Consider the following 26610-nt stretch of genomic DNA (forward strand, 5'->3'; position numbering starts at 1 on the left):
CACGCACGCACCCGAGGCGGCCCCGGGGGCCTCCTACCGAAAGACCCGACCACACACACCAAAAGGACCCGCCCGACTTCAGGACGGGCCCGCCCGGTTTCCTCGGCGGCCGGTGTTCAGTTCTGCGAGGGAAGCGCGGCCGCGCCGCTGCCCGTACCGGGCTCCAGCGCGTCAAGGGCGCGGCGCAGACCGGTGAGCTTGCGCTCCAGATGAGCGGCCGTCGCCACCGCGGCGGCGTCCGCCGAGTCGTCGTCGAGCTGCTTCGACAGCGCTTCCGCCTGCTCCTCGACCGCCGCCAGCCGCGCGGACAGCTCCGCGAGGAGACCCGCTGGCTCCTTGCCGCCGTCCCCCGCGCGGGCGCCGCCCTCCAGCTGAAGCCTCAGCAGGGCCGCCTGCTCCCGCAGTTGGCAGTTCTTCATGTACAGCTCCACGAAGACCGACACCTTGGCGCGCAGCACCCAGGGATCGAACGGCTTGGAGATGTAGTCCACGGCACCGGCCGCGTAACCCCGGAAGGTGTGGTGCGGGCCGTGGTTGATCGCGGTCAGGAAGATGATCGGGATGTCCCTCGTCCGCTCCCGCCGCTTGATGTGCGCGGCGGTCTCGAAGCCGTCCATCCCCGGCATCTGTACGTCCAGCAGGATGACCGCGAAGTCGTCCGTGAGCAGTGCTTTGAGCGCTTCCTCCCCGGACGATGCCCGCACCAGTGTCTGATCGAGCGCGGAGAGAATGGCCTCCAGCGCCAGCAGATTCTCCGGCCGGTCATCGACCAGGAGGATCTTGGCCTTCTGCACCATGGCCCGCCCTCCTCGTCCCGGCAGTGCGCCGGGCGCCGCCCCTGAGGACGACTCTGTAGCGCCGTCCGTTCTTGTGCCGGTCATCGTAGCCGCACCCCACCTGTCGCCACACCCTGTCACCGCGATGTCACTGTGCACATAGCAAAAACGCCGCGGGGGTCCAGAAGGTTCCCCGAATCCCGCACTTCTACACGGGATCGGCCGGAGTCAGCCGACGATTCCGGGGAACCGCGCCCGCGGTTCACTCCTCACGCATCCACCGCTCCATCACGGTCAGAAGATAGTCGGGATCGACCGGCTTGGTCACATAGTCGGACGCCCCCGACTCGATGGCCTTCTCCCGGTCGCCCTTCATGGCCTTCGCCGTCAGCGCGATGATGGGCAGTCCGGCGAACTGCGGCATCCGGCGGATCGCCGTCGTCGTGGCGTAGCCGTCCATCTCCGGCATCATGATGTCCATCAGCACCAGCGTCACATCGTCGTGCTGCTCCAGGACCTCGATGCCCTCCCGGCCGTTCTCCGCGTACAGCACCGACAGACCGTGCTGTTCGAGGACGCTGGTCAGCGCGAAGACGTTGCGGATGTCGTCGTCGACGATCAGCACCTTCTCGCCGTCGAAGCCGAAGCTCCGTACCGCGGAAGCCAGCTGCTGCTCCTGCCCGTTGTCCTGTCCGGTGTCGTCCCGGCCGCCCGAGGCACGGCCCAGCTCCGGGAACCGACCGCCCGGCGCCGCCCCCGGCCGGCCCGAGGGCGGGGCGGGCTGCCGCAGCCCCGGCGTGGGCACCGCGGCCCTGCGCCGGCGGCGGAAGTTCGCGGCGGGACCGTTCTGGGTGTCCCGGTACGAACGCACCTCCGGCGGGGTCCCCGTCAGCACCGAGGGCGCCTCCAACTCGGGCAGCGCGGAACCCGGTTCGATCGCGGGCGCGATCTGCGTGTACCCGTGCGGCGGCAGCCCGCTCGGGTGCAGCGGCAGATACAGCGTGAACGTCGACCCGCGGCCGGGCTCGCTCGCCGCGTGGATCTCCCCGCCCAGCAGCCGCGCGATCTCCCGGCTGATCGACAGACCGAGACCCGTACCACCGTACTTGCGGCTGGTCGTCCCGTCCGCCTGCTTGAACGCCTCGAAGATGACCCGCATCTTGCCCGCGGCGATCCCGATCCCGGTGTCCGCGACGGAGAACGCGATCAGATCGGCGTCCGCGTCACCCAGCGAACCCGCCTCCAGGAGCTGCTCGCGGATCGCGACCGGAACGTCCGACCCGGCCGTCCTGATGACCAGTTCGACCGCGCCCGAGTCGGTGAACTTGACCGCGTTCGACAGCAGGTTGCGCAGCACCTGGAGCAGCCGCTGCTCATCGGTGTGCAAGGTGGCCGGCAGCTCCGGCGACACCCGCACCGAGAAGTCGAGACCCTTCTCCGCGGTGAGCGGCCGGAACGTGGCCTCCACGTAGTCGACGAGCTGGACGAGCGCGATCCGGGTCGGGGACACGTCCATCTTGCCCGCCTCGACCTTCGACAGGTCGAGGATGTCGTTGATGAGCTGGAGCAGATCGGAACCGGCGCCGTGGATGGTTTCCGCGAACTCGACCTGCTTCGGCGTGAGATTGGCGTCCGCGTTGTCCGCGAGCAGCTTCGCGAGGATCAGCAGCGAGTTCAGCGGGGTCCGCAGCTCATGGGACATGTTCGCGAGGAACTCGGACTTGTAGCGCATCGACACCGCGAGCTGCTCGGCGCGCTCCTCCAGGACCTGCCGGGCCTCCTCGATCTCGGTGTTCTTCACCTCGATGTCCCGGTTCTGCTGGGCGAGGAGCTCGGCCTTCTCCTCCAGCTCCATGTTGGAGACCTGGAGCGCCTTCTGCCGGTTCTCCAACTCGGCGGAGCGCTCCCGCAGTTGCTCGGTCAGCTCCTGCGACTGCCGGAGCAGGACCTCCGTCTTGGTGTTGACGCTGATCGTGTTGACGCTCGTGGCGATCATCTCGGCGATCTGGTTGAGGAAGTCCTTCTGGATCTGGGTGAACGGCTGGAACGACGCCAGCTCGATCACCCCCAGAACCGTTCCCTCGAACAGCACCGGCAGCACGATGACATGCGCGGGCGGCGCCTCACCGAGCCCCGAGGAGATCTTCAGATACCCCGGCGGGACGTTCTCCACCAGGATCGTGCGCTTCTCCTTGGCCGCCGTCCCGATCAGCGTCTCGCCCGGCAGGAACGACGTCGGCATGGACCCCATCGAGTAGCCGTACGAACCCTGCATCCGCAGCTCGTAGGCATCGTCCTGCGCCGAGCCGATGTCCTGGCCGTCGTCGATGGGCATCGCCAGGAAGAACGCCCCGTGCTGCGCGGACACCACCGGCGTCAGCTCGCTCATGATCAGCCCGGCCACGTCGTCCAGGTCGCGGCGGCCCTGCATCAGACCGGAGATCCGGGCCAGATTGCCCTTCAGCCAGTCCTGCTCGTTGTTCGCGATGGTCGTGTCCCGCAGGTTCGCGATCATCGTGTTGATGTTGTCCTGGAGGACCTGGATCTCGCCCGCCGCGTCCACGTCGATCTTCAGATTCAGATCACCGCGGGTCACCGCCGTGGCGACCGCCGCGATGGCCCGCACCTGACGGGTCAGGTTCCCGGCCATCTCGTTCACCGACTCGGTGAGGTCCCGCCAGGTCCCGTCCACGTCACGCACCCGCGCCTGACCGCCGAGCTGCCCCTCGGTGCCCACCTCACGGGCGACCCGGGTCACCTCCTCGGCGAACGACGACAGCTGGTCGACCATCGTGTTGATGGTCGTCTTGAGTTCGAGGATCTCCCCGCGCGCGTCGATGTCGATCTTCTTGGTCAGATCGCCCTTGGCGATCGCCGTGGTGACCATCGCGATGTTGCGGACCTGACCCGTCAGATTCGACGCCATCGAGTTCACGGACTCGGTCAGGTCCTTCCAGGTGCCCGACACCCCCGGCACCCGCGCCTGACCGCCCAGGATGCCGTCGGTGCCCACCTCACGGGCCACCCGGGTCACCTCGTCCGCGAACGACGACAGGGTCGTCACCATCGTGTTGACGGTGTCCGCGAGCTGCGCGACCTCGCCGCGCGCCTCCACGGTGACCTTCTTGGTGAGATCGCCGTTGGCGACGGCCGCCGACACCTGCGAGATGTTCCGCACCTGACTGGTCAGGTTGTTGGCCATCAGGTTGACGTTGTCGCTGAGGTCCTTCCAGATGCCCGTCACCCCGGGCACCCGCGCCTGACCGCCGAGATTGCCCTCGGTACCCACCTCACGGGCCACCCTGGTGACCTGCTCCGCGAAGTTCGACAGCTGGTCCACCATCGTGTTGACGGTGGTGACGAGCTCCAGGATCTCGCCCTTGGCGTCGACCGTGATCTTCTTCGACAGATCACCCCGGGCGACCGCCGTCGTCACCTCCGCGATGCTGCGCACCTGGATCGTCAGATTGTTCGCCATGAAGTTGACGGACTGGGTGAGGTCCTTCCACGTACCGGACACCCCCTGCACCTCGGCCTGACCGCCGAGGATGCCCTCCGTACCGACCTCACGCGCGACCCTGGTGACCTGCTCCGCGAAGTTCGAGAGCTGGTCCACCATCGTGTTGAGGGTGTTCTTCAGCTCCTGGATCTCGCCGCGCGCGTCCACGTCGATCTTCTGCGACAGATCACCACGCGCGACCGCCGTGGCGACCTGCGCGATGTTGCGGACCTGACCCGTCAGATTCGACGCCATCCCGTTCACGGAGTCCGTGAGGTCGCGCCACACCCCGGCGACACCCGGCACCTGCGCCTGACCGCCCAGCCTGCCCTCGGTCCCCACGTCCCGGGCGACCCGGGTCACCTGGTCCGCGAACGCGGACAGCTGGTCCACCATCGTGTTGATGGTGTTCTTCAGCTCCAGGATCTCCCCGCGCGCGTCCACGTCGATCTTCTGCGACAGATCACCACGCGCGACCGCCGTGGTCACCTGCGCGATCTGCCGCACCTGCGACGTCAGGTTCCCGGCCATGAAGTTGACGGAGTCCGTCAGCTCCTTCCACGTACCGCTGACGCCGTCCACCCGCGCCTGGCCGCCGAGCCGCCCCTCCGTACCCACGTCCCGCGCCATCCGCGTGACCTGGTCCGCGAAGCTCGACAGCTGATCGACCATCGTGTTGACGGTGTTCTTCAGCTGGAGCATCTCGCCGGACACATCGACGGTGACCTTCTGCGACAGATCACCGTTCGCGACCGCCGTGGTGACCTGCGCGATGTTGCGGACCTGACCGGTCAGGTTGCGGAACGCCGTGTTGACGGAGTCCGTGAGGTCCTTCCAGGTACCCGCGGCACCCTGCACATGGGCCTGGCCGCCCAGTTCACCCTCCACCCCGACCTCGCGGGCCACCCGCGTCACCTCGGCGCCGAAGCCGGAGAGCTGGTCCACCATCGTGTTGACGGTGTTCTTCAGCTCCAGCATCTCGCCCGCGACATCCACGGTGACCTTCTGCGACAGATCACCGTTCGCGACCGCCGTCGTCACCGCCGCGATGTCCCGCACCTGCGTGGTGAGATTGCGGAACACCGTGTTGACGGAGTCCGTGAGGTCCTTCCAGGTACCCGCCGCGCCCGGCACCTGCGCCTGACCGCCCAGCCGGCCCTCGGCACCGACCTCGTTCGCCACCCGGGTGACCTCGTCCGCGAACGTCCGCAGCGTCTCGGTCATCTGGTTGATCGTCTCGGCGAGCTGCGCGACCTCGCCGCGCGCGCTGACCGTCACCTTCTGCGACAGATCACCGTTGGCCACCGCCGTCGTCACCTGCGCGATGCCCCGCACCTGCGCGGTGAGATTGCCCGCCATCAGGTTGACGGAGTCGGTCAGGTCCTTCCACACGCCCGCGACACCCGGCACCTTGGCCTGGCCGCCCAGTTCACCCTCGGTACCGACCTCACGCGCGACCCGCGTCACCTCGGACGAGAACGACGACAGCTGGTCCACCATCGTGTTGACGGTGTTCTTGAGCTCCAGCATCTCGCCGTCGACATGGACGGTCACCTTGCGCGACAGATCGCCCTTGGCCACCGCCGTCGTCACCAGCGCGATGTCCCGCACCTGCGCCGTCAGCCGGAACGCCATCGTGTTGACGGAGTCCGTGAGGTCCTTCCACGAACCGGACATCCCCCGCACCCGGGCCTGACCGCCCAGCTTGCCCTCCGTACCGACCTCGCTGGCCACCCGGGTGACCTCGTCGGTGAACGTCGAGAGCTGGTCGACCAGGTTGTTGACCGTCCGGCCGACCTTCAGGAACTCACCACGCAGCGGCAGCCCGGCGCCGTTCGCCCCGTGCGGACGCAGCTCCATCCGCTGCTCCAGATCGCCCTCCGCCACCGCGGACAGCACCCGGCCCACCTCGGACACCGGCCGTACGAGATCGTCGACCAGCGCGTTCGACGCGTTGATCGCGGCGGCCCAGGACCCCTCGCAGGGGCCCGTGTCCAGCCGCTCCGTGATCTTTCCCTCACGGCCGACCATCCGCCGCACCCGTGCCAGCTCACCCGTGAGATGCAGATTGCGGTCCGCGACCTCGTTGAAGACGGTCGCGATCTCCGCGAGTACGTCGTCACCGGCCACCGGCAGCCGCTTGCGGAAGTTGCCGTCCCGCATCGACTCCAGTGCCGCCAGCAGACGGTGCAGCTCAGCCGTCTCCACGGGGGTCGTCCCCTTACGCGCGGGGCGTGCCCGTTTCACGGACTGTCCGCCCTTGCCTCGCGCGCTCGTGCCCCGCGCTGCCGCGCCAGACTCCACCGTGTCCCTCCCTGAAGGGTCGACCTCGTGCCTCGGACCGTCCTCTGAAGCCTGCCCAGTGTTTCACCCCGAAGGAACCAGGCCATAACAGTTCGGCAGCTTCGCACACCGCCGCCACACCCTGGGGGTGGAATCACTGACGGGTGGCATCCGCACGGACCGCGAAGGTAAGTAACCTGGCATGCGGCTGTCCACCCGTCCCGGCCCGCCCGGCCAGGAAGGTGGCAGAAGTACGAGCGGGCATCGGAGGCGCGGCCCCAGCATGACCACCGGACTGCAACTGCCCGGGGGGCAACCCCCGGAACCCCGGACCCGGCGTGACGCCGGCCCGGGAGCACAGCACGTCGAATCCCGGACAAGGAGTTCTGTGATCACCGCGCGCGCGGCCGCCACTTTCCCACCCGCGGGCAGATCCGTGGCAACGGCCCGTTCCTTCGTCCGGGACACGCTCCAGGGCTGGGGCTTCGCCGACATCATCGACGACGCCGTCGTCCTCACCAGCGAACTCGTCACCAACGCCGTCATCCACGCAGGTACGTCCGCCGAGGTGCTGTGCCTGCGCTCCGGCGACACCGTGCGGATCGAGGTCGCCGACCGCTATCCGGAACGCGAGATCCCGCTCCAGCACTCCCCCGGCGACATGGGCAGCCCCGACCGGGAGAGCGGCCGCGGCCTCCAGCTCTGCGCGGCCCTCGCCGGACGCTGGGGCGTCGAGTACAGCCCCTCCCACAAGCGCGTCTGGTTCCTGATGGAGCTGCCCGACCGGCCCGTCGGCACCCGCAGCGCGGGCCCCAGCCTGCCCGTGGCCCTGCTCCCCGTCACCGACGGCCGGGTCAGGGTCGCCGTCATCCAGATCGACGGCGCCGCCACGGTCTCCGCCTGGAACGAGGACGCCGGGGAACTCTTCGGCCACCGGCCCGACCAGGTCATCGGCAAACCGCTCACCGACCTCGCCGCCTGGCCCCACACCCCCGGCACCAGCACCGGCATCGCCGAGGCCCTCCAGCTCTCCCGCTGGGAGGGCAGCTACGGCATCCGCAACGCGGCGGGCCGGGTCGTCCCCGTCTACGCCTCGCATCTGCGGGTACGCGACACCGACGGCGAACCCTCGACGGTCTGTCTGCTCGTCCGCGACCACGAACGCGCCGTCATCCAGACACCCCTACGGCTCCCCGCGGCGGACACCGGAGCCCTCCCGGACAGCGGACCCGCCGATCCGTTCGAGGTGTTCATCGGCTCCCCCGCCCCCGACGACCTCGACGGACTGCTCCAGCGCACCGTCGAACGCGCCCGGGACATGCTCGACGCCGACGCCGCGTTCCTGCTGCTCGCCACCGACGACGAGACGGAGCTGGAGGTCCGCGCGTCCACCGGACTGCCCTCGGCCCGTCAGCGCTTCGCCCGGGTCCCCGTCGAGGCGGGCCCCGGCCGGTACGGCTCCGCCCGGATGCCCGCCGTCCACGAGGACCTGTCGGTCGTCCCGGGCGCCGTTCCGCTGCTCATCGGCACGGGCATGCGCTCGGTCGTCACCGTCCCGCTGAAGGTCGAAGGACGCCTCACGGGCTCCCTCGGGGTCGCCGCCGAGTCCCCCGACCGCTACTCCAACGAGGAGGCCCTGCGCCTCCAGTTCGCCGCCGACCGGATCGCCCTCGCCGTCGAGTCGGCCCGACTCGGTGAGCTGGAACGGCTCCGCCGCGGCTCGCTGAGCTTCCTGGTCGAGGCGTCCGACCTGCTCGCGGGCACCCTGGACCGTGACCAGACGCTCGCCCTGATGGCCCAGATGACCGTCCCGACCCTGGCCACCTGGTGCGCGGTCTACACGATCGCCGACCAGGCCTCCGACCCGTTCCTGTCGTACGTCCTGCACGAGGACGAGGACCGCATCGACGGGCTCAAGGAGCTGCTGTCCAGGATCGCCCCGCCCGACCCGGTACCGACCCCGGGCGCCCGGGTGTGGACGGCTCCCGCCCGCGCCGCGCAGGAGGCCGCGCGGGGCACCTCCCGGCGCAGCTTCGACCCCGAGTCGATGTCCGTCCACAACACCGCCTCGTCGGTCGGCGGCGAGACCGTGGTGCTGCCCCTGGTGGCCCGCAACCGGGTCATCGGCATGCTGACCCTCGGCCGTCCGGCCGACGACCACTTCCGCCAGGAGATCCTGGAGCTGGCCGAGGACCTGTCCCGCCGAGCGGCCCTCGCCCTCGACAACGCCCGGCTGTACTCGGAGCGCACGGCGATCAGCCAGTCGCTCCAGCGCAGTCTGCTGCCCCCGCAGACGCCCGAGATCCCGGGCGTCGAGGTGGAGGTCATCTACCGCGCAGCGGGCGAGGGCAACGAGGTCGGCGGCGACTTCTACGACCTCTTCCCGATCCGTGACGGCGCCTACGGCTTCGCCATCGGCGATGTCTGCGGCACCGGCCCGGAGGCCGCCGCGGTGACGGGTCTGGCCCGGCACGCGCTGCGGCTGCTCGCCCGGGAGGGCTTCAGCGGCCCGGCGGTCCTGGAGCGGCTGAACGCCGCGATCCTCGACGAGGGCGCCCGCAGCCGCTTCCTCACGCTCCTGTACGGCGAGCTGTGGCCGCAGGAGGACGGCAGCGCCGTACTGAAGGTGGTCTGCGCGGGCCACCCGCTCCCGCTGCGGCTCCGCCAGGACGGCACGGTCGAGGCCGCCGCCGAACCCCAGCCGCTGCTGGGCGTCATGGACGACCTGGAGCTGTACGAGCAGACGGTGACCCTCGACCCGGGGGATGTCCTGCTGTGCGTCACGGACGGCGTCACCGAACGCCGTGAGGGCAGCCGCATGCTGGGCGACGACGGTCTGGCGGAGGTGCTCGCGTCGTCCACGGGTCTCACGGCCGGCGCGGTCGCCGCCAGGGTGATGCGGGCGGTGGACCGCTTCGCCACCGCGGCCCCCTCGGACGACATGGCGATCCTCGTGATGCGGGTCCCCGGCCTCCAGATCTGAGGCCGGGCCCTCCGGGGCACACAAAAGGCCCCGGCCGATCGGCCGGGGCCTTCCTTTTGCGCTGAGCCCCCAAACGGAATCGAACCGTTGACCTTCTCCTTACCATGGAGACGCTCTACCGACTGAGCTATAGGGGCCTGTCGCTTCGCGGTGTTTCCCGCTTGGCAACGGAATAGATCATACCCCGAACGCGGGGGTGTTCGGCACCACCGGCCGCCCGACCGTCGGCCCGGTTCCCGCGGGTGTCCGGAAAGCGGGAGGGTTCAGAAAGCGGCGGCCATCCGGAATCCCGGCTCGGCCCGGAGCGGTCCGCCGAGCGCGTTGCACGCGGCGACGACGCGCCGGACCTGGCGCCGCGTCAGGGACGCGGCCATGGGCAGCGCCAGCGTCTCCGCGGCGGCCCGTTCCGTCTCCGGCAGCAGCACCCCGCGCCGAAAGCCCGGCATCCGGTGCACGGGCGTCCGCACCGGCACGGCGCACTCGACGCCCCGGGCCCGCAGCGCCCTGGCGAACGCGTCCCGGTCGGGCCGGCCGTTCCCCGGCACCCGGACGACATAGCTCCGGTACGTATGCCCGTCGCCGTACGGCGGGGTACGTACCCCACGCAGCCGGGAGTCGAAGTACGCGGCACGCGCCCGCCGCAGCCGCACCTGTTCCAGTTCGTCCAGCTCACCGACGCCCAAGGCATCCGGCGTGGTGTCTTCGTCGTCCTCCTCCAGTACCAGCAGCCCGTGCCGTCGCCCCAGTTGCCGGAGCCGGCCGAGGTCGGCGGGCCGCCCGAAACGATGCACGGCGACGACGGCGACCGTACGTGGACTCACCATGGCGGCCATGGAATCGGCGTCGAGGCAGTACGACGACGGGTCGATGTCCGCGAACACGGGTGCCGCCCCCACGGCGACCACCGCGCCGGCCAACCCGATGTCCCCGAACGACGGTACGACGACCTCGTCCCCCGGTCCGATCCCGGCGGCACGCAGTATTGCGACTGTCCCCATGCCGATGATGCTCACGCCACGATATGAACGGCGGATGAAGCAAACAAAAAAGGAGCAGGTACCGGATCATAAGATCCGGTACCTGCTCCTTCTATAAAGTTAGTTCGGCGGTGTCCTACTCTCCCACAGGGTCCCCCCTGCAGTACCATCGGCGCTGTAAGGCTTAGCTTCCGGGTTCGGAATGTAACCGGGCGTTTCCCTCACGCTATGACCACCGAAACACTACGAAACACACCCCGCACACCCCCACCGGCCCACACAACCATTGCTGGTCGGGGCAGGGGGGTGTTGGTTGTTCGTGGTTTCAGAACCAACACAGTGGACGCGAGCAACTGAGGACAAGCCCTCGGCCTATTAGTACCAGTCAACTCCACCGGTCACCCGGCTTCCATATCTGGCCTATCAACCCAGTCGTCTACTGGGAGCCTTACCCCATCAAGTGGGTGGGAGTCCTCATCTCGAAGCAGGCTTCCCGCTTAGATGCTTTCAGCGGTTATCCCTCCCGAACGTAGCCAACCAGCCATGCCCTTGGCAGGACAACTGGCACACCAGAGGTTCGTCCGTCCCGGTCCTCTCGTACTAGGGACAGCCCTTCTCAAGACTCCTGCGCGCGCAGCGGATAGGGACCGAACTGTCTCACGACGTTCTAAACCCAGCTCGCGTACCGCTTTAATGGGCGAACAGCCCAACCCTTGGGACCGACTCCAGCCCCAGGATGCGACGAGCCGACATCGAGGTGCCAAACCATCCCGTCGATATGGACTCTTGGGGAAGATCAGCCTGTTATCCCCGGGGTACCTTTTATCCGTTGAGCGACGGCGCTTCCACAAGCCACCGCCGGATCACTAGTCCCGACTTTCGTCCCTGCTCGACCCGTCGGTCTCACAGTCAAGCTCCCTTGTGCACTTACACTCAACACCTGATTACCAACCAGGCTGAGGGAACCTTTGGGCGCCTCCGTTACTCTTTAGGAGGCAACCGCCCCAGTTAAACTACCCATCAGACACTGTCCCTGATCCGGATCACGGACCCAGGTTAGACATCCAGCACGACCAGAGTGGTATTTCAACAGCGACTCCACAACCACTGGCGTGGCCGCTTCAAAGTCTCCCACCTATCCTACACAAGCCGAACCGAACACCAATATCAAACTATAGTAAAGGTCCCGGGGTCTTTCCGTCCTGCTGCGCGAAACGAGCATCTTTACTCGTAGTGCAATTTCACCGGGCCTATGGTTGAGACAGTCGAGAAGTCGTTACGCCATTCGTGCAGGTCGGAACTTACCCGACAAGGAATTTCGCTACCTTAGGATGGTTATAGTTACCACCGCCGTTTACTGGCGCTTAAGTTCTCAGCCTCGCCCACCCGAAAGTGAGCTAACCGGTCCCCTTAACGTTCCAGCACCGGGCAGGCGTCAGTCCGTATACATCGCCTTACGGCTTCGCACGGACCTGTGTTTTTAGTAAACAGTCGCTTCTCGCTGGTCTCTGCGGCCACCCCCAGCTCAAGCAGCAAGTGCTATCACCAGAAATGGCCCCCCTTCTCCCGAAGTTACGGGGGCATTTTGCCGAGTTCCTTAACCATAGTTCACCCGAACGCCTCGGTATTCTCTACCTGACCACCTGAGTCGGTTTAGGGTACGGGCCGCCATGAAACTCGCTAGAGGCTTTTCTCGACAGCATAGGATCATCCACTTCACCACAATCGGCTCGGCATCAGGTCTCAGCCTTGATGAGCGGCGGATTTACCTACCACTCGGCCTACACCCTTACCCCGGGACAACCACCGCCCGGGATGGACTACCTTCCTGCGTCACCCCATCACTCACCTACTACAAGTCCGGGTCACCGGCTCCACCACTTTCCTTTCCCCGAAGGGTCCGGAACGGCTTCACGGGCTTAGCATCGCCTGATTCGATGTTTGACGCTTCACAGCGGGTACCGGAATATCAACCGGTTATCCATCGACTACGCCTGTCGGCCTCGCCTTAGGTCCCGACTTACCCTGGGCAGATCAGCTTGACCCAGGAACCCTTAGTCAATCGGCGCACACGTTTCCCACGTGTGTATCGCTACTCATGCCTGCATTCTCACTCGTGAACCGTCCACCACTGCCTTACGGCGCGGCTTCACCCGGCACACGACGCTCCCCTACCCATCACAGCGGGCGTTGGCCCTCATGCTGCAATGACACGACTTCGGCGGTACGCTTGAGCCCCGCTACATTGTCGGCGCGGAATCACTAGACCAGTGAGCTATTACGCACTCTTTCAAGGGTGGCTGCTTCTAAGCCAACCTCCTGGTTGTCTGTGCGACTCCACATCCTTTCCCACTTAGCGTACGCTTAGGGGCCTTAGTCGATGCTCTGGGCTGTTTCCCTCTCGACCATGGAGCTTATCCCCCACAGTCTCACTGCCGCGCTCTCACTTACCGGCATTCGGAGTTTGGCTAAGGTCAGTAACCCGGTAGGGCCCATCGCCTATCCAGTGCTCTACCTCCGGCAAGAAACACACGACGCTGCACCTAAATGCATTTCGGGGAGAACCAGCTATCACGGAGTTTGATTGGCCTTTCACCCCTAACCACAGGTCATCCCCCAGGTTTTCAACCCTGGTGGGTTCGGTCCTCCACGACCTCTTACAGCCGCTTCAACCTGCCCATGGCTAGATCACTCCGCTTCGGGTCTTGAGCGCGCTACTATATCGCCCTGTTCGGACTCGCTTTCGCTACGGCTTCCCCACACGGGTTAACCTCGCAACACACCGCAAACTCGCAGGCTCATTCTTCAAAAGGCACGCAGTCACGAGACATCAGCAAGCTGATGTCCGACGCTCCCACGGCTTGTAGGCACACGGTTTCAGGTACTATTTCACTCCCCTCCCGGGGTACTTTTCACCATTCCCTCACGGTACTATCCGCTATCGGTCACCAGGGAATATTTAGGCTTAGCGGGTGGTCCCGCCAGATTCACACGGGATTTCTCGGGCCCCGTGCTACTTGGGTGTCTCTTCCAACGAGCCGTTGACGTTTCAGCTACGGGGGTCTTACCCTCTACGCCGGGCCTTTCGCATGCCCTTCGCCTACACCAACGGTTTATCACTCGCCGACCGGCCGGCAGACCGATCCAAAGAGATCCCACAACCCCCTGCATGCAACCCCTGCCGGGTCTCACACATACAGGGTTTAGCCTCATCCGGTTTCGCTCGCCACTACTCCCGGAATCACGGTTGTTTTCTCTTCCTGCGGGTACTGAGATGTTTCACTTCCCCGCGTTCCCTCCACATGCCCTATGTGTTCAGGCATGGGTGACAGCCCATGACGACTGCCGGGTTTCCCCATTCGGAAACCCCCGGATCAAAGCCTGGTTGACGGCTCCCCGGGGACTATCGTGGCCTCCCACGTCCTTCATCGGTTCCTGGTACCAAGGCATCCACCGTGCGCCCTTAAAAACTTGGCCACAGATGCTCGCGTCCACTGTGCAGTTCTCAAACAACGACCAACCACCCGTCACAGCCCGCCGAAGCAGACTTTCACCGGGGCCGGCAACCGAAGACACAAGCCAGTACGGCCGTGCCCTCAGACACCCAACAGCGCGCCCGACCCGACCCCGCCCGGAGATCATGCTTTCCACGCCCCGAAGGACAGTACTCGCAAGCCTCCGACCCGGAAACCGGACCGAATAGTCAACGTTCCACCCATGAGCAACCAGCACCGGACATTCGCCGATGAACTGGCCTCTGGACCACCAGGCAGAACCTGGCAGCCGAGAAGTGCTCCTTAGAAAGGAGGTGATCCAGCCGCACCTTCCGGTACGGCTACCTTGTTACGACTTCGTCCTAATCGCCAGTCCCACCTTCGACAGCTCCCTCCCCACAAGGGGGTTGGGCCACCGGCTTCGGGTGTTACCGACTTTCATGACGTGACGGGCGGTGTGTACAAGGCCCGGGAACGTATTCACCGCAGCAATGCTGATCTGCGATTACTAGCGACTCCGACTTCATGGGGTCGAGTTGCAGACCCCAATCCGAACTGAGACCGGCTTTTTGAGATTCGCTCCACCTCGCGGTATCGCAGCTCATTGTACCGGCCATTGTAGCACGTGTGCAGCCCAAGACATAAGGGGCATGATGACTTGACGTCGTCCCCACCTTCCTCCGAGTTGACCCCGGCGGTCTCCCGTGAGTCCCCAACCGGCCGAAACCGTTGCTGGCAACACGGGACAAGGGTTGCGCTCGTTGCGGGACTTAACCCAACATCTCACGACACGAGCTGACGACAGCCATGCACCACCTGTACACCGACCACAAGGGGGGCACCATCTCTGATGCTTTCCGGTGTATGTCAAGCCTTGGTAAGGTTCTTCGCGTTGCGTCGAATTAAGCCACATGCTCCGCCGCTTGTGCGGGCCCCCGTCAATTCCTTTGAGTTTTAGCCTTGCGGCCGTACTCCCCAGGCGGGGCACTTAATGCGTTAGCTGCGGCACGGACAACGTGGAATGTTGCCCACACCTAGTGCCCACCGTTTACGGCGTGGACTACCAGGGTATCTAATCCTGTTCGCTCCCCACGCTTTCGCTCCTCAGCGTCAGTATCGGCCCAGAGATCCGCCTTCGCCACCGGTGTTCCTCCTGATATCTGCGCATTTCACCGCTACACCAGGAATTCCGATCTCCCCTACCGAACTCTAGCCTGCCCGTATCGCCTGCAGACCCGGGGTTAAGCCCCGGGCTTTCACAATCGACGTGACAAGCCGCCTACGAGCTCTTTACGCCCAATAATTCCGGACAACGCTCGCGCCCTACGTATTACCGCGGCTGCTGGCACGTAGTTAGCCGGCGCTTCTTCTGCAGGTACCGTCACTTTCGCTTCTTCCCTGCTGAAAGAGGTTTACAACCCGAAGGCCGTCATCCCTCACGCGGCGTCGCTGCATCAGGCTTTCGCCCATTGTGCAATATTCCCCACTGCTGCCTCCCGTAGGAGTCTGGGCCGTGTCTCAGTCCCAGTGTGGCCGGTCGCCCTCTCAGGCCGGCTACCCGTCGTCGCCTTGGTGAGCCACTACCTCACCAACAAGCTGATAGGCCGCGGGCTCATCCTGCACCGCCGGAGCTTTCCACCCACCCCCATGCGAGGGCAGGTCGTATCCGGTATTAGACCCCGTTTCCAGGGCTTGTCCCAGAGTGCAGGGCAGATTGCCCACGTGTTACTCACCCGTTCGCCACTAATCCCCACCGAAGTGGTTCATCGTTCGACTTGCATGTGTTAAGCACGCCGCCAGCGTTCGTCCTGAGCCAGGATCAAACTCTCCGTGAATGTGTACCCGTAATCGGGTCAACCACCACGGGAGCGGAACAAGCCGGGAGGAATAGTCCCGAACTCGTCCACAGCATCCTCGCTGTGTTGTATTTCAAAGGAACCTCGCCCCCACCGGAAACAAATCCGGCAAGGAACGGGGTAATCAACATATCTGGCGTTGACTTTTGGCACGCTGTTGAGTTCTCAAGGAACGGACGCTTCCTTCGTACTCACCCCAGCCATTCGGCTCAGGCTTTCCTCCGGGCGCTTCCCTTCGGTGTTCCCGACTCTATCAGACCGTTTCCGTATCCGATTTCCTCGGTGCTTTCCGGGAAAACCGCTTCCGCGCTTTTCCTTTCCGGCGGTTCCGACTTTATCAGAAGATTCTGAGTCAGAATTTCCGTCTGCTCCGGGAGGCTTCCTCGCGCACTGGGCGCTCGGGGTTCCCCCTCAGGCGGAGCCGTAAACATACTGGGGCGGGGCGCCCCGACGCAAATCGAGGTGCCCCGCCCCAGGTTGGCGCTGTGTCAGGTCAGACCTCGACCACGACCGGCAGGATCATCGGGCGGCGCCGGTAGTTGTCCGAGACCCACTTGCCGAGGGTCCGGCGGATCAGCTGCTGGAGCTGGTGCGGCTCGACCACGCCGTCCTGGGCGGAGCGCTCCAGGACCTCGACGACCCTCGGAAGGACCTCACTGAACGCGGCGTCCTCGATACCGGAACCCCGGGCCTGGACATGCGGGCCCGCGGTGATCTTCCCGGTACTGGAGTCGATCACGACGAAGACGGAGATGATGCCCTCGTCGCCGAGGATCTTGCGGTCCTTGAGCGCGGGCTCGCCCACGTCACCGACGGAGAGGCCGTCCACATAGACATAGCCGGCCTGGACCTTGCCGACGATCTTCGCCTTGCCCTCGACCAGGTCGACGACGACACCGTCCTCCGCGATCACGATGCGGTCGTGCGGGACGCCGGTGAGGGCGCCCAGCTCGGCGTTGGCCCGCAGATGGCGCCATTCGCCGTGGACCGGCATCAGGTTGCGCGGCTTGCAGATGTTGTAGAAGTACAGCAGCTCGCCGGCCGAGGCGTGGCCGGAGACGTGCACCTTCGCGTTGCCCTTGTGGATGACGTTGGCGCCCCAGCGGGTCAGGCCGTTGATCACGCGGTAGACCGCGTTCTCGTTGCCCGGGATGAGGGACGACGCGAGGATCACGGTGTCGCCCTGGACGATCCGGATCTGGTGGTCGCGGTTGGCCATCCGGGACAGCGCGGCCATCGGCTCGCCCTGGGACCCCGTACAGACCAGTACGACCTGGTGGTCCGGGAGGTCGTCGAGGGTCTTGACGTCCACGACCAGGCCCGGGGGGACCTTGAGGTAGCCGAGATCACGGGCGATGCCCATGTTGCGGACCATCGAGCGGCCGACGAAGGCGACCCGGCGGCCGTGCTCATGGGCGGCGTCGAGGATCTGCTGGATGCGGTGGACGTGGCTGGCGAAGCTCGCCACGATGATCCGCTTGCGGGCGCCCGCGAAGACCGTGCGCAGGACGTTGGAGATCTCCCGCTCGGGCGGGACGAATCCCGGCACCTCGGCATTGGTCGAGTCGGAGAGGAGGAGGTCGATGCCCTCCTCGCTCAGCCGGGCGAAGGCGTGCAGATCGGTGAGGCGGTGGTCCAGCGGGAGCTGGTCCATCTTGAAGTCGCCGGTGTGCACGACCATGCCGGCCGGGGTGCGGATGGCGACCGCGAGCGCGTCCGGGATGGAGTGGTTGACGGCGATGAACTCGCAGTCGAAGGGGCCGATGCGCTCGCGGTTGCCCTCCGTCACCTCCAGGGTGTACGGACGGATGCGGTGCTCCTGGAGCTTGGCCTCGATCAGGGCGAGGGTCAGCTTGGAGCCGATCAGCGGGATGTCCGGCTTCTCCCGCAGGAGGAAGGGGACACCGCCGATGTGGTCCTCGTGGCCATGGGTCAGGACGATGCCCTCGATGTCGTCGAGGCGGTCCCGGATGGACGAGAAGTCCGGAAGGATCAGGTCGATCCCAGGCTGCTCCTCCTCCGGGAAGAGCACCCCGCAGTCGACGATCAGCAGACGGCCGCCGTATTCGAAGACCGTCATGTTGCGGCCGATCTCACCGAGACCGCCGAGCGGGGTGACTCTCAGGCCGCCCTTGGGCAGCTTGGGCGGGGCACCGAGTTCAGGATGCGGATGACTCAAAAGACTCTCCTCACCACGCACGCCACGTACCCGTTGGCACGTGGCGCGTGTGACGTTCGTGCACTTGCAGTTGTCGATGGTCGGCCGCGTACGGCGTGGGGGCCGGACGCGGGTGGTGCTTGTTCAGTTGTGAAGTCTGTGAGGGAGCTCTACCCCGGAAGGGCTAGAGCTGTACCCCGCCCGCGGCGAGATCCTTGGTGAGCTGGATCGTCTCCTCGGGGGTGAGCCCGATCATCGGCAGCCGCAGCGGACCGCCGGGCAGTGCCTGGAGGGCGAGCGCGGCCTTGGTGGTCATGACGCCCTGGGTGCGGAACATCCCGGTGAACACGGGCAGCAGCCGCTGATGGATCTCGGTGGCCTTCCGCACATCACCGGAGGTGAACGCGTCGATCATGGACCGCAGCTCCGGGGTGACGACATGGCCGACCACGGAGACGAACCCGACCGCCCCGACGGACAGCAGCGGGAGGTTCAGCATGTCGTCGCCCGAGTACCAGGCGAGACCGGAGCGGGAGATCGCCCAGCTCGCGCGGCCGAGGTCGCCCTTGGCGTCCTTGTTCGCGACGATCCGGGGGTGCTCGGCCAGCCGGACGAGTGTCTCGGTGTTGATGGGGACACCGCTGCGGCCCGGGATGTCGTACAGCATCACGGGGAGCCCGGTGGCGTCCGCGATGGCGGTGAAGTGCTGGCGCAGGCCGTCCTGCGGGGGCTTGTTGTAGTACGGGGTGACGGCGAGCAGGCCGTGGGCTCCGACCTTCTCGGCGGCGTGCGCCAGCTCGACGCTGTGCCGGGTGTCGTTGGTGCCGACCCCCGCGACGACATGGGCCCGGTCGCCCACGGCGTCCAGGACGGCTCGTACCAGCTCTGCTTTCTCCGTGTCCGTGGTGGTCGGGGACTCGCCGGTGGTCCCGTTGATGACCAGCCCGTCGTTGCCCGCGTCCACCAGGTGGGTGGCGAGCCGCTGGGCGCCGTCGAGGTCGAGTACGCCGTCCGCCGTGAACGGCGTGACCATGGCGGTGAGGACCCTCCCGAAGGGGGTCTGCGGAGTGGAGGTCGGAGCCATGGGTAACACGCTACTCGCTGCTCAGCGCGCGGTCCCCCCTTGGGGGGACGCCGGGTGGTGTGACAAAGCACCGGGGACATGACGGAGAAGGAGCCCGGCACTGCCTGCTCGGGGGTTCAAGCAGTGCCGGGTCCGTTTGTTCAGGCTAGATGAACTTCACGAAATGCCGCAATACGGACACCTCTGACGAGCCAACCGCACATCAGTACCGCTGAGCGGTACCCGGTGTCCGCCGAAAGGCCGTACGGGGTCAGGGGGCGACCCGGCCATTGGCGTTGAAGGCCTCGTACGTGAGCGGCATGAGTTCCGCCCAGCGCGCCTCCATCCGCTCCCCCACCATCTCGATCTCCCGCTGCGGGAACGAGGGCACCTTCGCGAGCTCGTGCTGGGTGCGCAGACCGAGGAAGTGCATCAGCGAGCGCGCGTTGCACGTGGCGTACATGCTGGAGTACAGGCCGACGGGGAGCACCGAGCGCGCCACCTCACGGGCGACACCGGCGTCCAGCATCTCCCGGTACGCCTCGTACGACCGGAGGTAGGAGTCCTCCATGGCCCGGCCGACGAGCTCCTGCTGCTGCTCGGTGCCCTCGTCGAAGACGTACTTGCCGGGGCGGCCCCGCTGGACCAGCTTGCGGGACCCGTCCGGTACGTAGAAGACGGGCTGGAGCTCCCGGTAGCGGCCCGACTCCTCGTTGTACGACCAGCCCACGCGGTGCCGCATGAACTCGCGGAACACGAAGATCGGGGCGCTGATGAAGAACGTCATCGAGTTGTGCTCGAACGGACTGCCGTGCCGGTCGCGCATCAGATAGTTGAGCAGGCCCTTGGAGCGCGCGGGGTCCTTGCCGAGCTCGTCCAGGGACTGCTCGCCGACGGTCGACACACGGGCCGCGAACAGCACATCGGCGTCACTCGCGGTGTGCTTGACCAGCTCGACGGTGATGTCGCCGCGGAAGCTCGGCTTCTGCTCGCCGGCAGGGGTGTCGGTCACGGTTCGGGGGGTCCTTCCGTCGTCGCTCGTGCGGCGCCCACTCTACGACCCGGTGCGAACCGGTACGGAACTGTGGCGTAGCGCGAGCAACCCCGTCGGCATCCGGTGAACTTCTGTGAATTCCGTGAAACGGGGCACCCCACGGGGTGTTTACGCGTCTGTACGGGTGAGGAGCTTCACGATCGGGACCGCCGATCGAGCCCTTCGACCGAGCCCCTTGAGAGGAGCCACATGTTCCGCCGACGCGAGCCCGTACCCTTCGCCTTCGTCGCCGAGGCCGACCAGTTCCGCAGCAATGTCACTCCCCCGCCCCGGGAGCGCGCCACACCCGGCCAGCTGGCCGGACGGACCCTGATGGGTCTGACGGTGGTGGCCGGCCTGGTGGGGTCCCTGCTGTTCGGGATGCCCGCGCTGTCGCCGGAGCAGTCCCCGGCGCGCACTCAGCAGTCCGAGGCCACGTCCGACGGACGCTGACCCGGGATCTCCGGTCACCGACGGTGACCGGGGGTATGCGTGACGGATCCGGGTCCGGCCGGGGAAACCTCTCCGACCTGCGAGGTTGTCCGGGCGTGACTCGTCCGGACCCCCAAGGGTGGTCGCCGACGTCACGTATCGATAGCCTCACCGGGCACAGTCCGTGCGTTGACCGAGTGAGGACCAGTCGTGCCCCTGCCCTTCCTGACGGCGGACCGCGCCTTCGACGAGGCATCGGACGGTGTCGCACTGCCGTTCGACGACCGCGACCGCTGGCGCCGCCCCTACCGGCCCGGACCCTGGCGGGTGGGCGCCGCCGCGCTGCTGCTGCTGCTCGCCTCGTACGTCCTGTTCGCGACCATGATCATGGCGCTGGCGAACTCCCTGAGCGCCGCCGGTATCTGTATGGCGGTGGCGCTGCTCGTCATCGGGGCCGCGCTGCGGCTGCTGCGGGTGGGTGTGTGGGTGAGCGCGCAAGGGCTGCGGCGGGTGGGGTTCCTGACCACCGTGAGCCTGGCGTGGAACCAGGTGGGTGAGCTGCGGACGGCCCAGCAGCCGGTGCGCTGGCTGGGGCTGCCGCGGACGGTCCAGGGACAGGCGCTCGTCCTGCTGCGGTCCGATCGGCGCGGTGACGCGCCCGTACCGCTGATGACGACCCACAACGCCGACTTCATGGCGCGGTCGGACGCCTTCAACCGGGCGGCGGACACCATCGAGGTCTGGGCGGACGAGTACCGGAGCCCCTGAGCCGCACCGCTGCATATGACTGCGCCCGGTCCCGGGTTCCGGGGCCGGGCGCAGTCATCTGTCAGACGCCGGTCCGGCGCCCTTCGCGCAGGGCGATCGCGTGCTGCATGGCCTTGCGGGCACGCGGTGTGTCACGGGCGTCGTGGTAGGCGACGGCCAGCCGGAACCAGCAGCGCCAGTCCCCCGGGGTCAGCTCCGCCTCCTCCTTGCGCCGGCGGAAGACCTCGTCGGCGGAGTCTCGGTCGATCCGGCCGCTGGGGGTGCGCCGCAGTTCGTCGAGGGGCAGTCCGCCCTCGCGTTCCAGTTCCTCGGCGAGGCGGTTGGCCTTGCGGACGAACTCGGTGTTCTTCCAGAGGAACCAGGCACCGATCAGCGGCAGGATCAGCACCGCCACCCCGAACGTGACGGTGACCAGGGTGCCTTCCCGGATCAGGAACACCCCCCGGCTGCCGACCAGGACGAAGTAGACGACGAGGACGGCCGCGGCGAGGGCGTAGGTCAGTTTCGCGCCCATCGGGATCAGCCGAGGTCCAGGAAGTGTTCCAGGCCGAAGGTGAGGCCTGGGGTGTCCACCACGCGGCGCACGCCCAGCAGGATGCCGGGCATGAAGCTGCTGTGGTGCAGCGAGTCATGGCGGACGGTGAGCGTCTCGCCCTCGCCGCCGAGCAGTACCTCCTGGTGGGCGAGGAGCCCGCGCAGCCGCACGGCGTGGACGGGGACACCGTCGACGTCGGCGCCGCGGGCACCCTCCAGCGCGGTGACCGTGGCGTCCGGCTGGGGGGCGCTGCCCGCTTCGGCGCGGGCGGCGGCGATCAGCTGGGCGGTGCGGGTCGCGGTGCCGCTGGGTGCGTCGGCCTTGTTCGGGTGGTGCAGCTCGATGACCTCGACGGACTCGAAGTAGGGCGCGGCGATCTGCGCGAACTTCATGGTGAGGACGGCGCCGATGGAGAAGTTCGGCGCGATGAGCACGCCGGTCTCCGGGGACGCGGCGAGGGTGGTGCGCAGTTGCGTGAGGCGGTCCTCGGTCCAGCCGGTCGTCCCGACGACGGTGTGGATGCCGTGCCGTACGCAGAAGTCGAGGTTGCCCATGACCGACCCGGGGGTGGTCAGCTCGACGGCGACCTGGACGCCCTGGTCGGCCAGGGTCTCCAGTTTGTCGCCGCGGCCGAGGGCGGCCACCAGTTCCAGGTCGGCGGCGGCTTCGACGGCTCGTACGGCCTCGGAGCCGATACGGCCCTTGGCTCCGACGACCGCCACACGCAGCTTGCTCATGTGCTTGTTCCTTACGGGGTGGGGGACGACACGGGGAGTCAGCCGACCGCTTCGCCGAGCCGGGCCGTCTGCTTGTCCTTCAGCGGGCCGATGACCGACAGCGACGGACGCTGCCCCAGGATGTCGCGGGCGACCTCCCGGACCTCGTCCGGGGTGACCGCGGCGATCCGGCCGAGCATGTCGTCGACCGACATCTGCTCGCCCCAGCACAGCTCGCTCTTGCCGATGCGGTTCATCAGCGCGCCGGTGTCCTCCAGACCGAGGACGGTGGAGCCGGCGAGCTGACCGACGGCGCGGGTGATCTCGTCGTCGGACAGTCCGTGCTCGGCGACCTGGTCCAGCTCGTCGCGGCAGATCTTGAGCACATCGTTGACCTGGCCCGGCCGGCAGCCCGCGTAGACGCCGAAGAGGCCGCAGTCCGCGAAGCCCGAGGTGTACGAGTACACGCTGTAGGCGAGGCCGCGCTTCTCGCGGACCTCCTGGAAGAGCCGGGAGGACATCCCGCCGCCGAGGGCGGTGTTCAGCACGCTGAGCGCCCAGCGGCGTTCGTCGGTCCGGGCGAGGCCGGGCATGCCGAGGACGACATGGGCCTGCTCGGTACGGCGGTCGACGACATCGACCCGGCCCGCGGTGCGGATGGCGCGGCGGCCCTCGCGGGGGGCGAGGGGGGTCGCGTCGGCGCGGTCGAGGGCGCCCGCCCGCTCGAAGGCGGCGCGGACCTGGCGGACGACCTTGTGGTGGTCGACATTGCCCGCGGCGGCGACGACGAGGTGGGTCGGGTCGTAGTGCTTCTTGTAGAAGCGGCGGATCCGGTCCGCGGTGAGCGCGTTGACGGTGTCGACCGTGCCGAGGACCGGGCGGCCGAGCGGGGTGTCACCGAGCATGGTGTGCGCGAACAGGTCGTGCACGCAGTCGCCCGGGTCGTCCTCCGTCATCGCGATCTCTTCGAGGATGACGCCGCGCTCGGCGTCCACGTCCTCCTGGCGGATGAGGGAGCCCGTGAGCATGTCGCAGACCACGTCGATGGCGAGCGGCAGATCGGTGTCGAGCACCCGGGCGTAGTAGCAGGTGTACTCCTTCGCCGTGAAGGCGTTCATCTCGCCGCCGACCGCGTCGATCGCGGAGGAGATGTCGAGGGCGGTCCGCTTGGCGGTGCCCTTGAAGAGGAGGTGCTCCAGATAGTGGGTGGCGCCGTTCAGCGTGGGCGTCTCGTCGCGGGAACCGACGTGGGCCCAGATCCCGAAGGTCGCGGAGCGTACGGAGGGCAGGGTCTCGGTGACGACCCGCAGGCCGCCCGGCAGGGTGGTGCGGCGCACGGTGCCGATGCCGTCCTTGCCCTTGAGCAGGGTTTGGGTACGGGCGACGGCCCGCGTCTCCGAGGAGACACGGGCCGTCGCGCGCAGACTACGGGACGTCACTTGGCGGCGTCGTCCTTCGCGTCCTCGGAAGCGTCCTCGCCCTCGACCACGGGGATCAGGGAGAGCTTGCCGCGGGAGTCGATCTCGGCGATCTCGACCTGGACCTTCTGGCCCACACCGAGCACGTCCTCGACGTTCTCCACACGCTTGCCACCGGCGAGCTTGCGGATCTGCGAGATGTGCAGCAGACCGTCCTTGCCCGGGAGCAGCGAGACGAACGCGCCGAACGTGGTCGTCTTGACGACCGTGCCCAGGTAACGCTCGCCGACCTCCGGCATGGTCGGGTTGGCGATGCTGTTGATCGTGGTGCGGGCGGCCTCGGCGGCCGGTCCGTCGGCGGCACCGATGTAGATGGTGCCGTCGTCCTCGATCGTGATCTCGGCGCCGGTGTCCTCCTGGATCTGGTTGATCATCTTGCCCTTGGGGCCGATGACCTCGCCGATCTTGTCCACGGGGATCTTCACGGTGATGATCCGCGGGGCGTTCGGGGACATCTCGTCCGGCGTGTCGATGGCTTCCATCATCACGTCGAGGATGTGCAAACGCGCGTCACGGGCCTGCTTCAGCGCGGCGGCCAGGACGGACGCGGGGATGCCGTCCAGCTTGGTGTCGAGCTGGAGGGCGGTGACGAACTTCTTGGTACCGGCGACCTTGAAGTCCATGTCGCCGAAGGCGTCCTCCGCACCGAGGATGTCGGTGAGGGTGACGTAGTGCGTCTCGCCGTCGATCTCCTGCGAGATCAGGCCCATGGCGATACCGGCGACGGGGGCCTTGAGGGGCACACCGGCGTTCAGCAGGGACATGGTGGAGGCGCAGACCGAGCCCATCGACGTGGAGCCGTTGGAGCTGAGGGCCTCGGAGACCTGGCGGATCGCGTAGGGGAACTCCTCGCGCGTCGGCAGGACCGGCACCAGGGCGCGCTCGGCGAGCGCGCCGTGGCCGATCTCGCGGCGCTTGGGGGAGCCGACGCGGCCCGTCTCACCGACGGAGTACGGCGGGAAGTTGTAGTTGTGCATGTAGCGCTTGCGCGTCACGGGGGAAAGCGTGTCGAGCATCTGCTCCATGCGGAGCATGTTCAGCGTGGTGACGCCCAGGATCTGGGTCTCGCCGCGCTCGAACAGGGCGGAGCCGTGGACCCGCGGGATGGCCTCGACCTCGGCGGCCAGGGTGCGGATGTCGGTGACACCGCGGCCGTCGATGCGCTTCTTCTCCTTGATCACGCGCTCGCGGACCAGGGACTTCGTCAGCGCGCGGTAAGCGGCGGAGATCTCCTTCTCGCGGCCTTCGAACTGCGGGAGCAGCTTCTCGGCGGCGAGACCCTTGACGCGGTCCAGCTCGGACTCGCGCTCCTGCTTGCCCGCGATGGTGAGGGCCTGGGCGAGCTCGTCCTTGACGGCGGCCGTGAGGGCCTCCAGGACGTCGTCCTGGTGGTCGAGGAAGACCGGGAACTCGCCGGTCGGCTTGGCGGCCTTGGCGGCGAGGTCGGCCTGCGCGCGGCACAGGACCTTGATGAAGGGCTTCGCGGCGTCCAGACCGGCCGCGACGACCTCCTCGGTGGGGGCGTCGGCGCCGCCCTCGATCAGCTTGATGGTCTTCTCGGTGGCCTCGGCCTCGACCATCATGATCGCGACGTCGCCGTCGTCGAGGGTGCGGCCCGCGACGACCATGTCGAAGACGGCGTCCTCGAGCTCGGTGTGCGTCGGGAACGCCACCCACTGGCCGCGGATCAGGGCGACGCGGACGCCGCCGATCGGGCCGGAGAAGGGCAGCCCGGCGAGCTGCGTGGACGCGGACGCGGCGTTGATCGCGACGACGTCGTACAGGTGGTCCGGGTTGAGCGCCATGATCGTGGCGACGACCTGGATCTCGTTGCGCAGGCCCTTCTTGAAGGACGGGCGCAGCGGGCGGTCGATCAGCCGGCAGGTGAGGATCGCGTCCTCGCTGGGGCGGCCCTCGCGGCGGAAGAAGGAACCGGGGATCTTCCCGGCCGCGTACATGCGCTCCTCGACGTCCACCGTGAGGGGGAAGAAGTCGAGCTGGTCCTTGGGCTTCTTGGAAGCGGTGGTGGCCGACAGCACCATGGTGTCGTCGTCCAGGTAGGCCACGGCGGAGCCGGCGGCCTGACGGGCCAGACGGCCCGTCTCGAAGCGGATGGTGCGGGTACCGAAGGCGCCGTTGTCGATGACGGCCTCGGCGTAGTGGGTCTCGTTCTCCACTAGCGATATCTCCTCGTCTGCGTCCCGCGCGCCCGTGTGGCGGGGGACGGGGGGCGGAGAAGCGCGCCGTGTGTGCTTGCCGGTCTTCGATCGAAGCCCTCGGGGTCTGCCCCGGGGGCCACTACCGAGGACCGGCGCGGCCGGGGACGCTTCTCCTCGTCGTGTCACCTGGCGCGGTACCGCCCTGTGCGGTGCCGCGCCGTGCTCACGGCACGGGGTGCCGTGGTGGTGCGGTGCGCCAGCGCGTGGTGCGCCGCCGCGGTCGTACGTGGTACGTCGTGGTGCTTTCGTACTGCGACCAGACTACAAAGCCGCAGTGACACTCCGCACGCAGAGCGGGTGCGACGGTGTGTGCCGTGCGTGCCGCGGGGCCTGCGGAGGG

At 67.2% G+C, this 26610-nt stretch carries 13 protein-coding genes, 1 tRNA gene and 3 rRNA genes; 3 read left to right on the plus strand and 14 right to left on the minus strand.

Going from position 1 to position 26610, the window contains the following annotated elements; translation table 11 throughout:
* Window positions 1-116 precede the first annotated feature (116 nt).
* Complete coding sequence (locus OG711_RS10725; protein ID WP_073789294.1) at window positions 117-797, minus strand: response regulator; 681 nt, start codon at window positions 795-797, stop codon at window positions 117-119.
* A 241-nt stretch (window positions 798-1038) separates the two neighbouring features.
* Window positions 1039-6579 (minus strand): HAMP domain-containing protein, encoded by a 5541-nt coding sequence (locus tag OG711_RS10730; protein ID WP_329559139.1) that lies wholly within the window; start codon window positions 6577-6579, stop codon window positions 1039-1041.
* A 262-nt stretch (window positions 6580-6841) separates the two neighbouring features.
* Between OG711_RS10730 and OG711_RS10735 the strand changes: the two genes are divergently transcribed.
* Window positions 6842-9541 carry a SpoIIE family protein phosphatase gene (locus OG711_RS10735; protein ID WP_329559140.1) on the plus strand — a complete coding sequence of 900 codons (2700 nt, stop codon included), beginning with the start codon at window positions 6842-6844 and terminating at the stop codon, window positions 9539-9541.
* Between the two features lie 64 nt (window positions 9542-9605).
* On the opposite strand, the gene OG711_RS10740 is transcribed toward OG711_RS10735, so the two are convergent.
* The 8 genes from OG711_RS10740 to thyX all read right to left on the minus strand — a co-directional run bounded on the left by OG711_RS10740 (window position 9606) and on the right by thyX (window position 20101).
* A tRNA-Thr gene (locus OG711_RS10740) sits at window positions 9606-9678 on the minus strand.
* 126 nt (window positions 9679-9804) lie between these two features.
* Window positions 9805-10539, minus strand: a complete 735-nt coding sequence (locus tag OG711_RS10745; RefSeq protein WP_329559141.1) for a DegT/DnrJ/EryC1/StrS family aminotransferase — start codon at window positions 10537-10539, stop codon at window positions 9805-9807.
* A gap of 102 nt (window positions 10540-10641) precedes the next feature.
* Window positions 10642-10758: ribosomal RNA gene (rrf, locus tag OG711_RS10750) — 5S ribosomal RNA — on the minus strand.
* A 115-nt stretch (window positions 10759-10873) separates the two neighbouring features.
* Window positions 10874-13995: ribosomal RNA gene (locus tag OG711_RS10755) — 23S ribosomal RNA — on the minus strand.
* 324 nt (window positions 13996-14319) lie between these two features.
* Window positions 14320-15847, minus strand: a 16S ribosomal RNA gene (locus OG711_RS10760).
* The 16S, 23S and 5S rRNA genes sit together here, the layout of an rRNA operon.
* A gap of 514 nt (window positions 15848-16361) precedes the next feature.
* Window positions 16362-18047 carry a ribonuclease J gene (locus tag OG711_RS10765; RefSeq protein WP_073793404.1) on the minus strand — a complete coding sequence of 562 codons (1686 nt, stop codon included), beginning with the start codon at window positions 18045-18047 and terminating at the stop codon, window positions 16362-16364.
* Between the two features lie 163 nt (window positions 18048-18210).
* Complete coding sequence (gene dapA, locus OG711_RS10770; protein WP_073793403.1) at window positions 18211-19110, minus strand: 4-hydroxy-tetrahydrodipicolinate synthase; 900 nt, start codon at window positions 19108-19110, stop codon at window positions 18211-18213.
* A 250-nt stretch (window positions 19111-19360) separates the two neighbouring features.
* Window positions 19361-20101, minus strand: coding sequence for an FAD-dependent thymidylate synthase (gene thyX, locus OG711_RS10775; protein WP_266507627.1), 741 nt, complete (start codon window positions 20099-20101; stop codon window positions 19361-19363).
* 231 nt (window positions 20102-20332) lie between these two features.
* Between thyX and OG711_RS10780 the strand changes: the two genes are divergently transcribed.
* Entirely contained in the window at window positions 20333-20575 is a 243-nt protein-coding gene (locus tag OG711_RS10780) for a hypothetical protein (RefSeq protein ID WP_099279622.1), read from the plus strand.
* A gap of 189 nt (window positions 20576-20764) precedes the next feature.
* On the plus strand, window positions 20765-21322 hold the full coding sequence (locus OG711_RS10785; RefSeq protein ID WP_073793400.1) for a hypothetical protein: 558 nt from the start codon (window positions 20765-20767) through the stop codon (window positions 21320-21322).
* A gap of 61 nt (window positions 21323-21383) precedes the next feature.
* Here OG711_RS10785 and OG711_RS10790 read toward each other — a convergent pair whose 3' ends face one another.
* The 4 genes from OG711_RS10790 to OG711_RS10805 are packed head-to-tail and all read right to left on the minus strand — an operon-like array spanning window position 21384 to window position 26228.
* The gene (locus OG711_RS10790; RefSeq protein ID WP_073793399.1) at window positions 21384-21836 is read right to left on the minus strand and encodes a hypothetical protein; all 453 of its coding nucleotides are present in this window, start codon (window positions 21834-21836) and stop codon (window positions 21384-21386) included.
* Between the two features lie 5 nt (window positions 21837-21841).
* On the minus strand, window positions 21842-22594 hold the full coding sequence (dapB, locus tag OG711_RS10795) for a 4-hydroxy-tetrahydrodipicolinate reductase (protein ID WP_073793398.1): 753 nt from the start codon (window positions 22592-22594) through the stop codon (window positions 21842-21844).
* Window positions 22595-22632: 38 nt separating this feature from the next.
* Entirely contained in the window at window positions 22633-24012 is a 1380-nt protein-coding gene (locus OG711_RS10800; protein WP_073793397.1) for a M16 family metallopeptidase, read from the minus strand.
* Window positions 24009-26228, minus strand: a complete 2220-nt coding sequence (locus OG711_RS10805) for a polyribonucleotide nucleotidyltransferase (protein ID WP_073793396.1) — start codon at window positions 26226-26228, stop codon at window positions 24009-24011. The genes OG711_RS10800 and OG711_RS10805 overlap by 4 nt, the downstream gene beginning before the upstream one ends.
* Window positions 26229-26610: the final 382 nt, after the last annotated feature.

Origin of the sequence: Streptomyces uncialis (assembly GCF_036250755.1) — a bacterium.
Lineage (GTDB): Bacteria > Actinomycetota > Actinomycetes > Streptomycetales > Streptomycetaceae > Streptomyces > Streptomyces uncialis.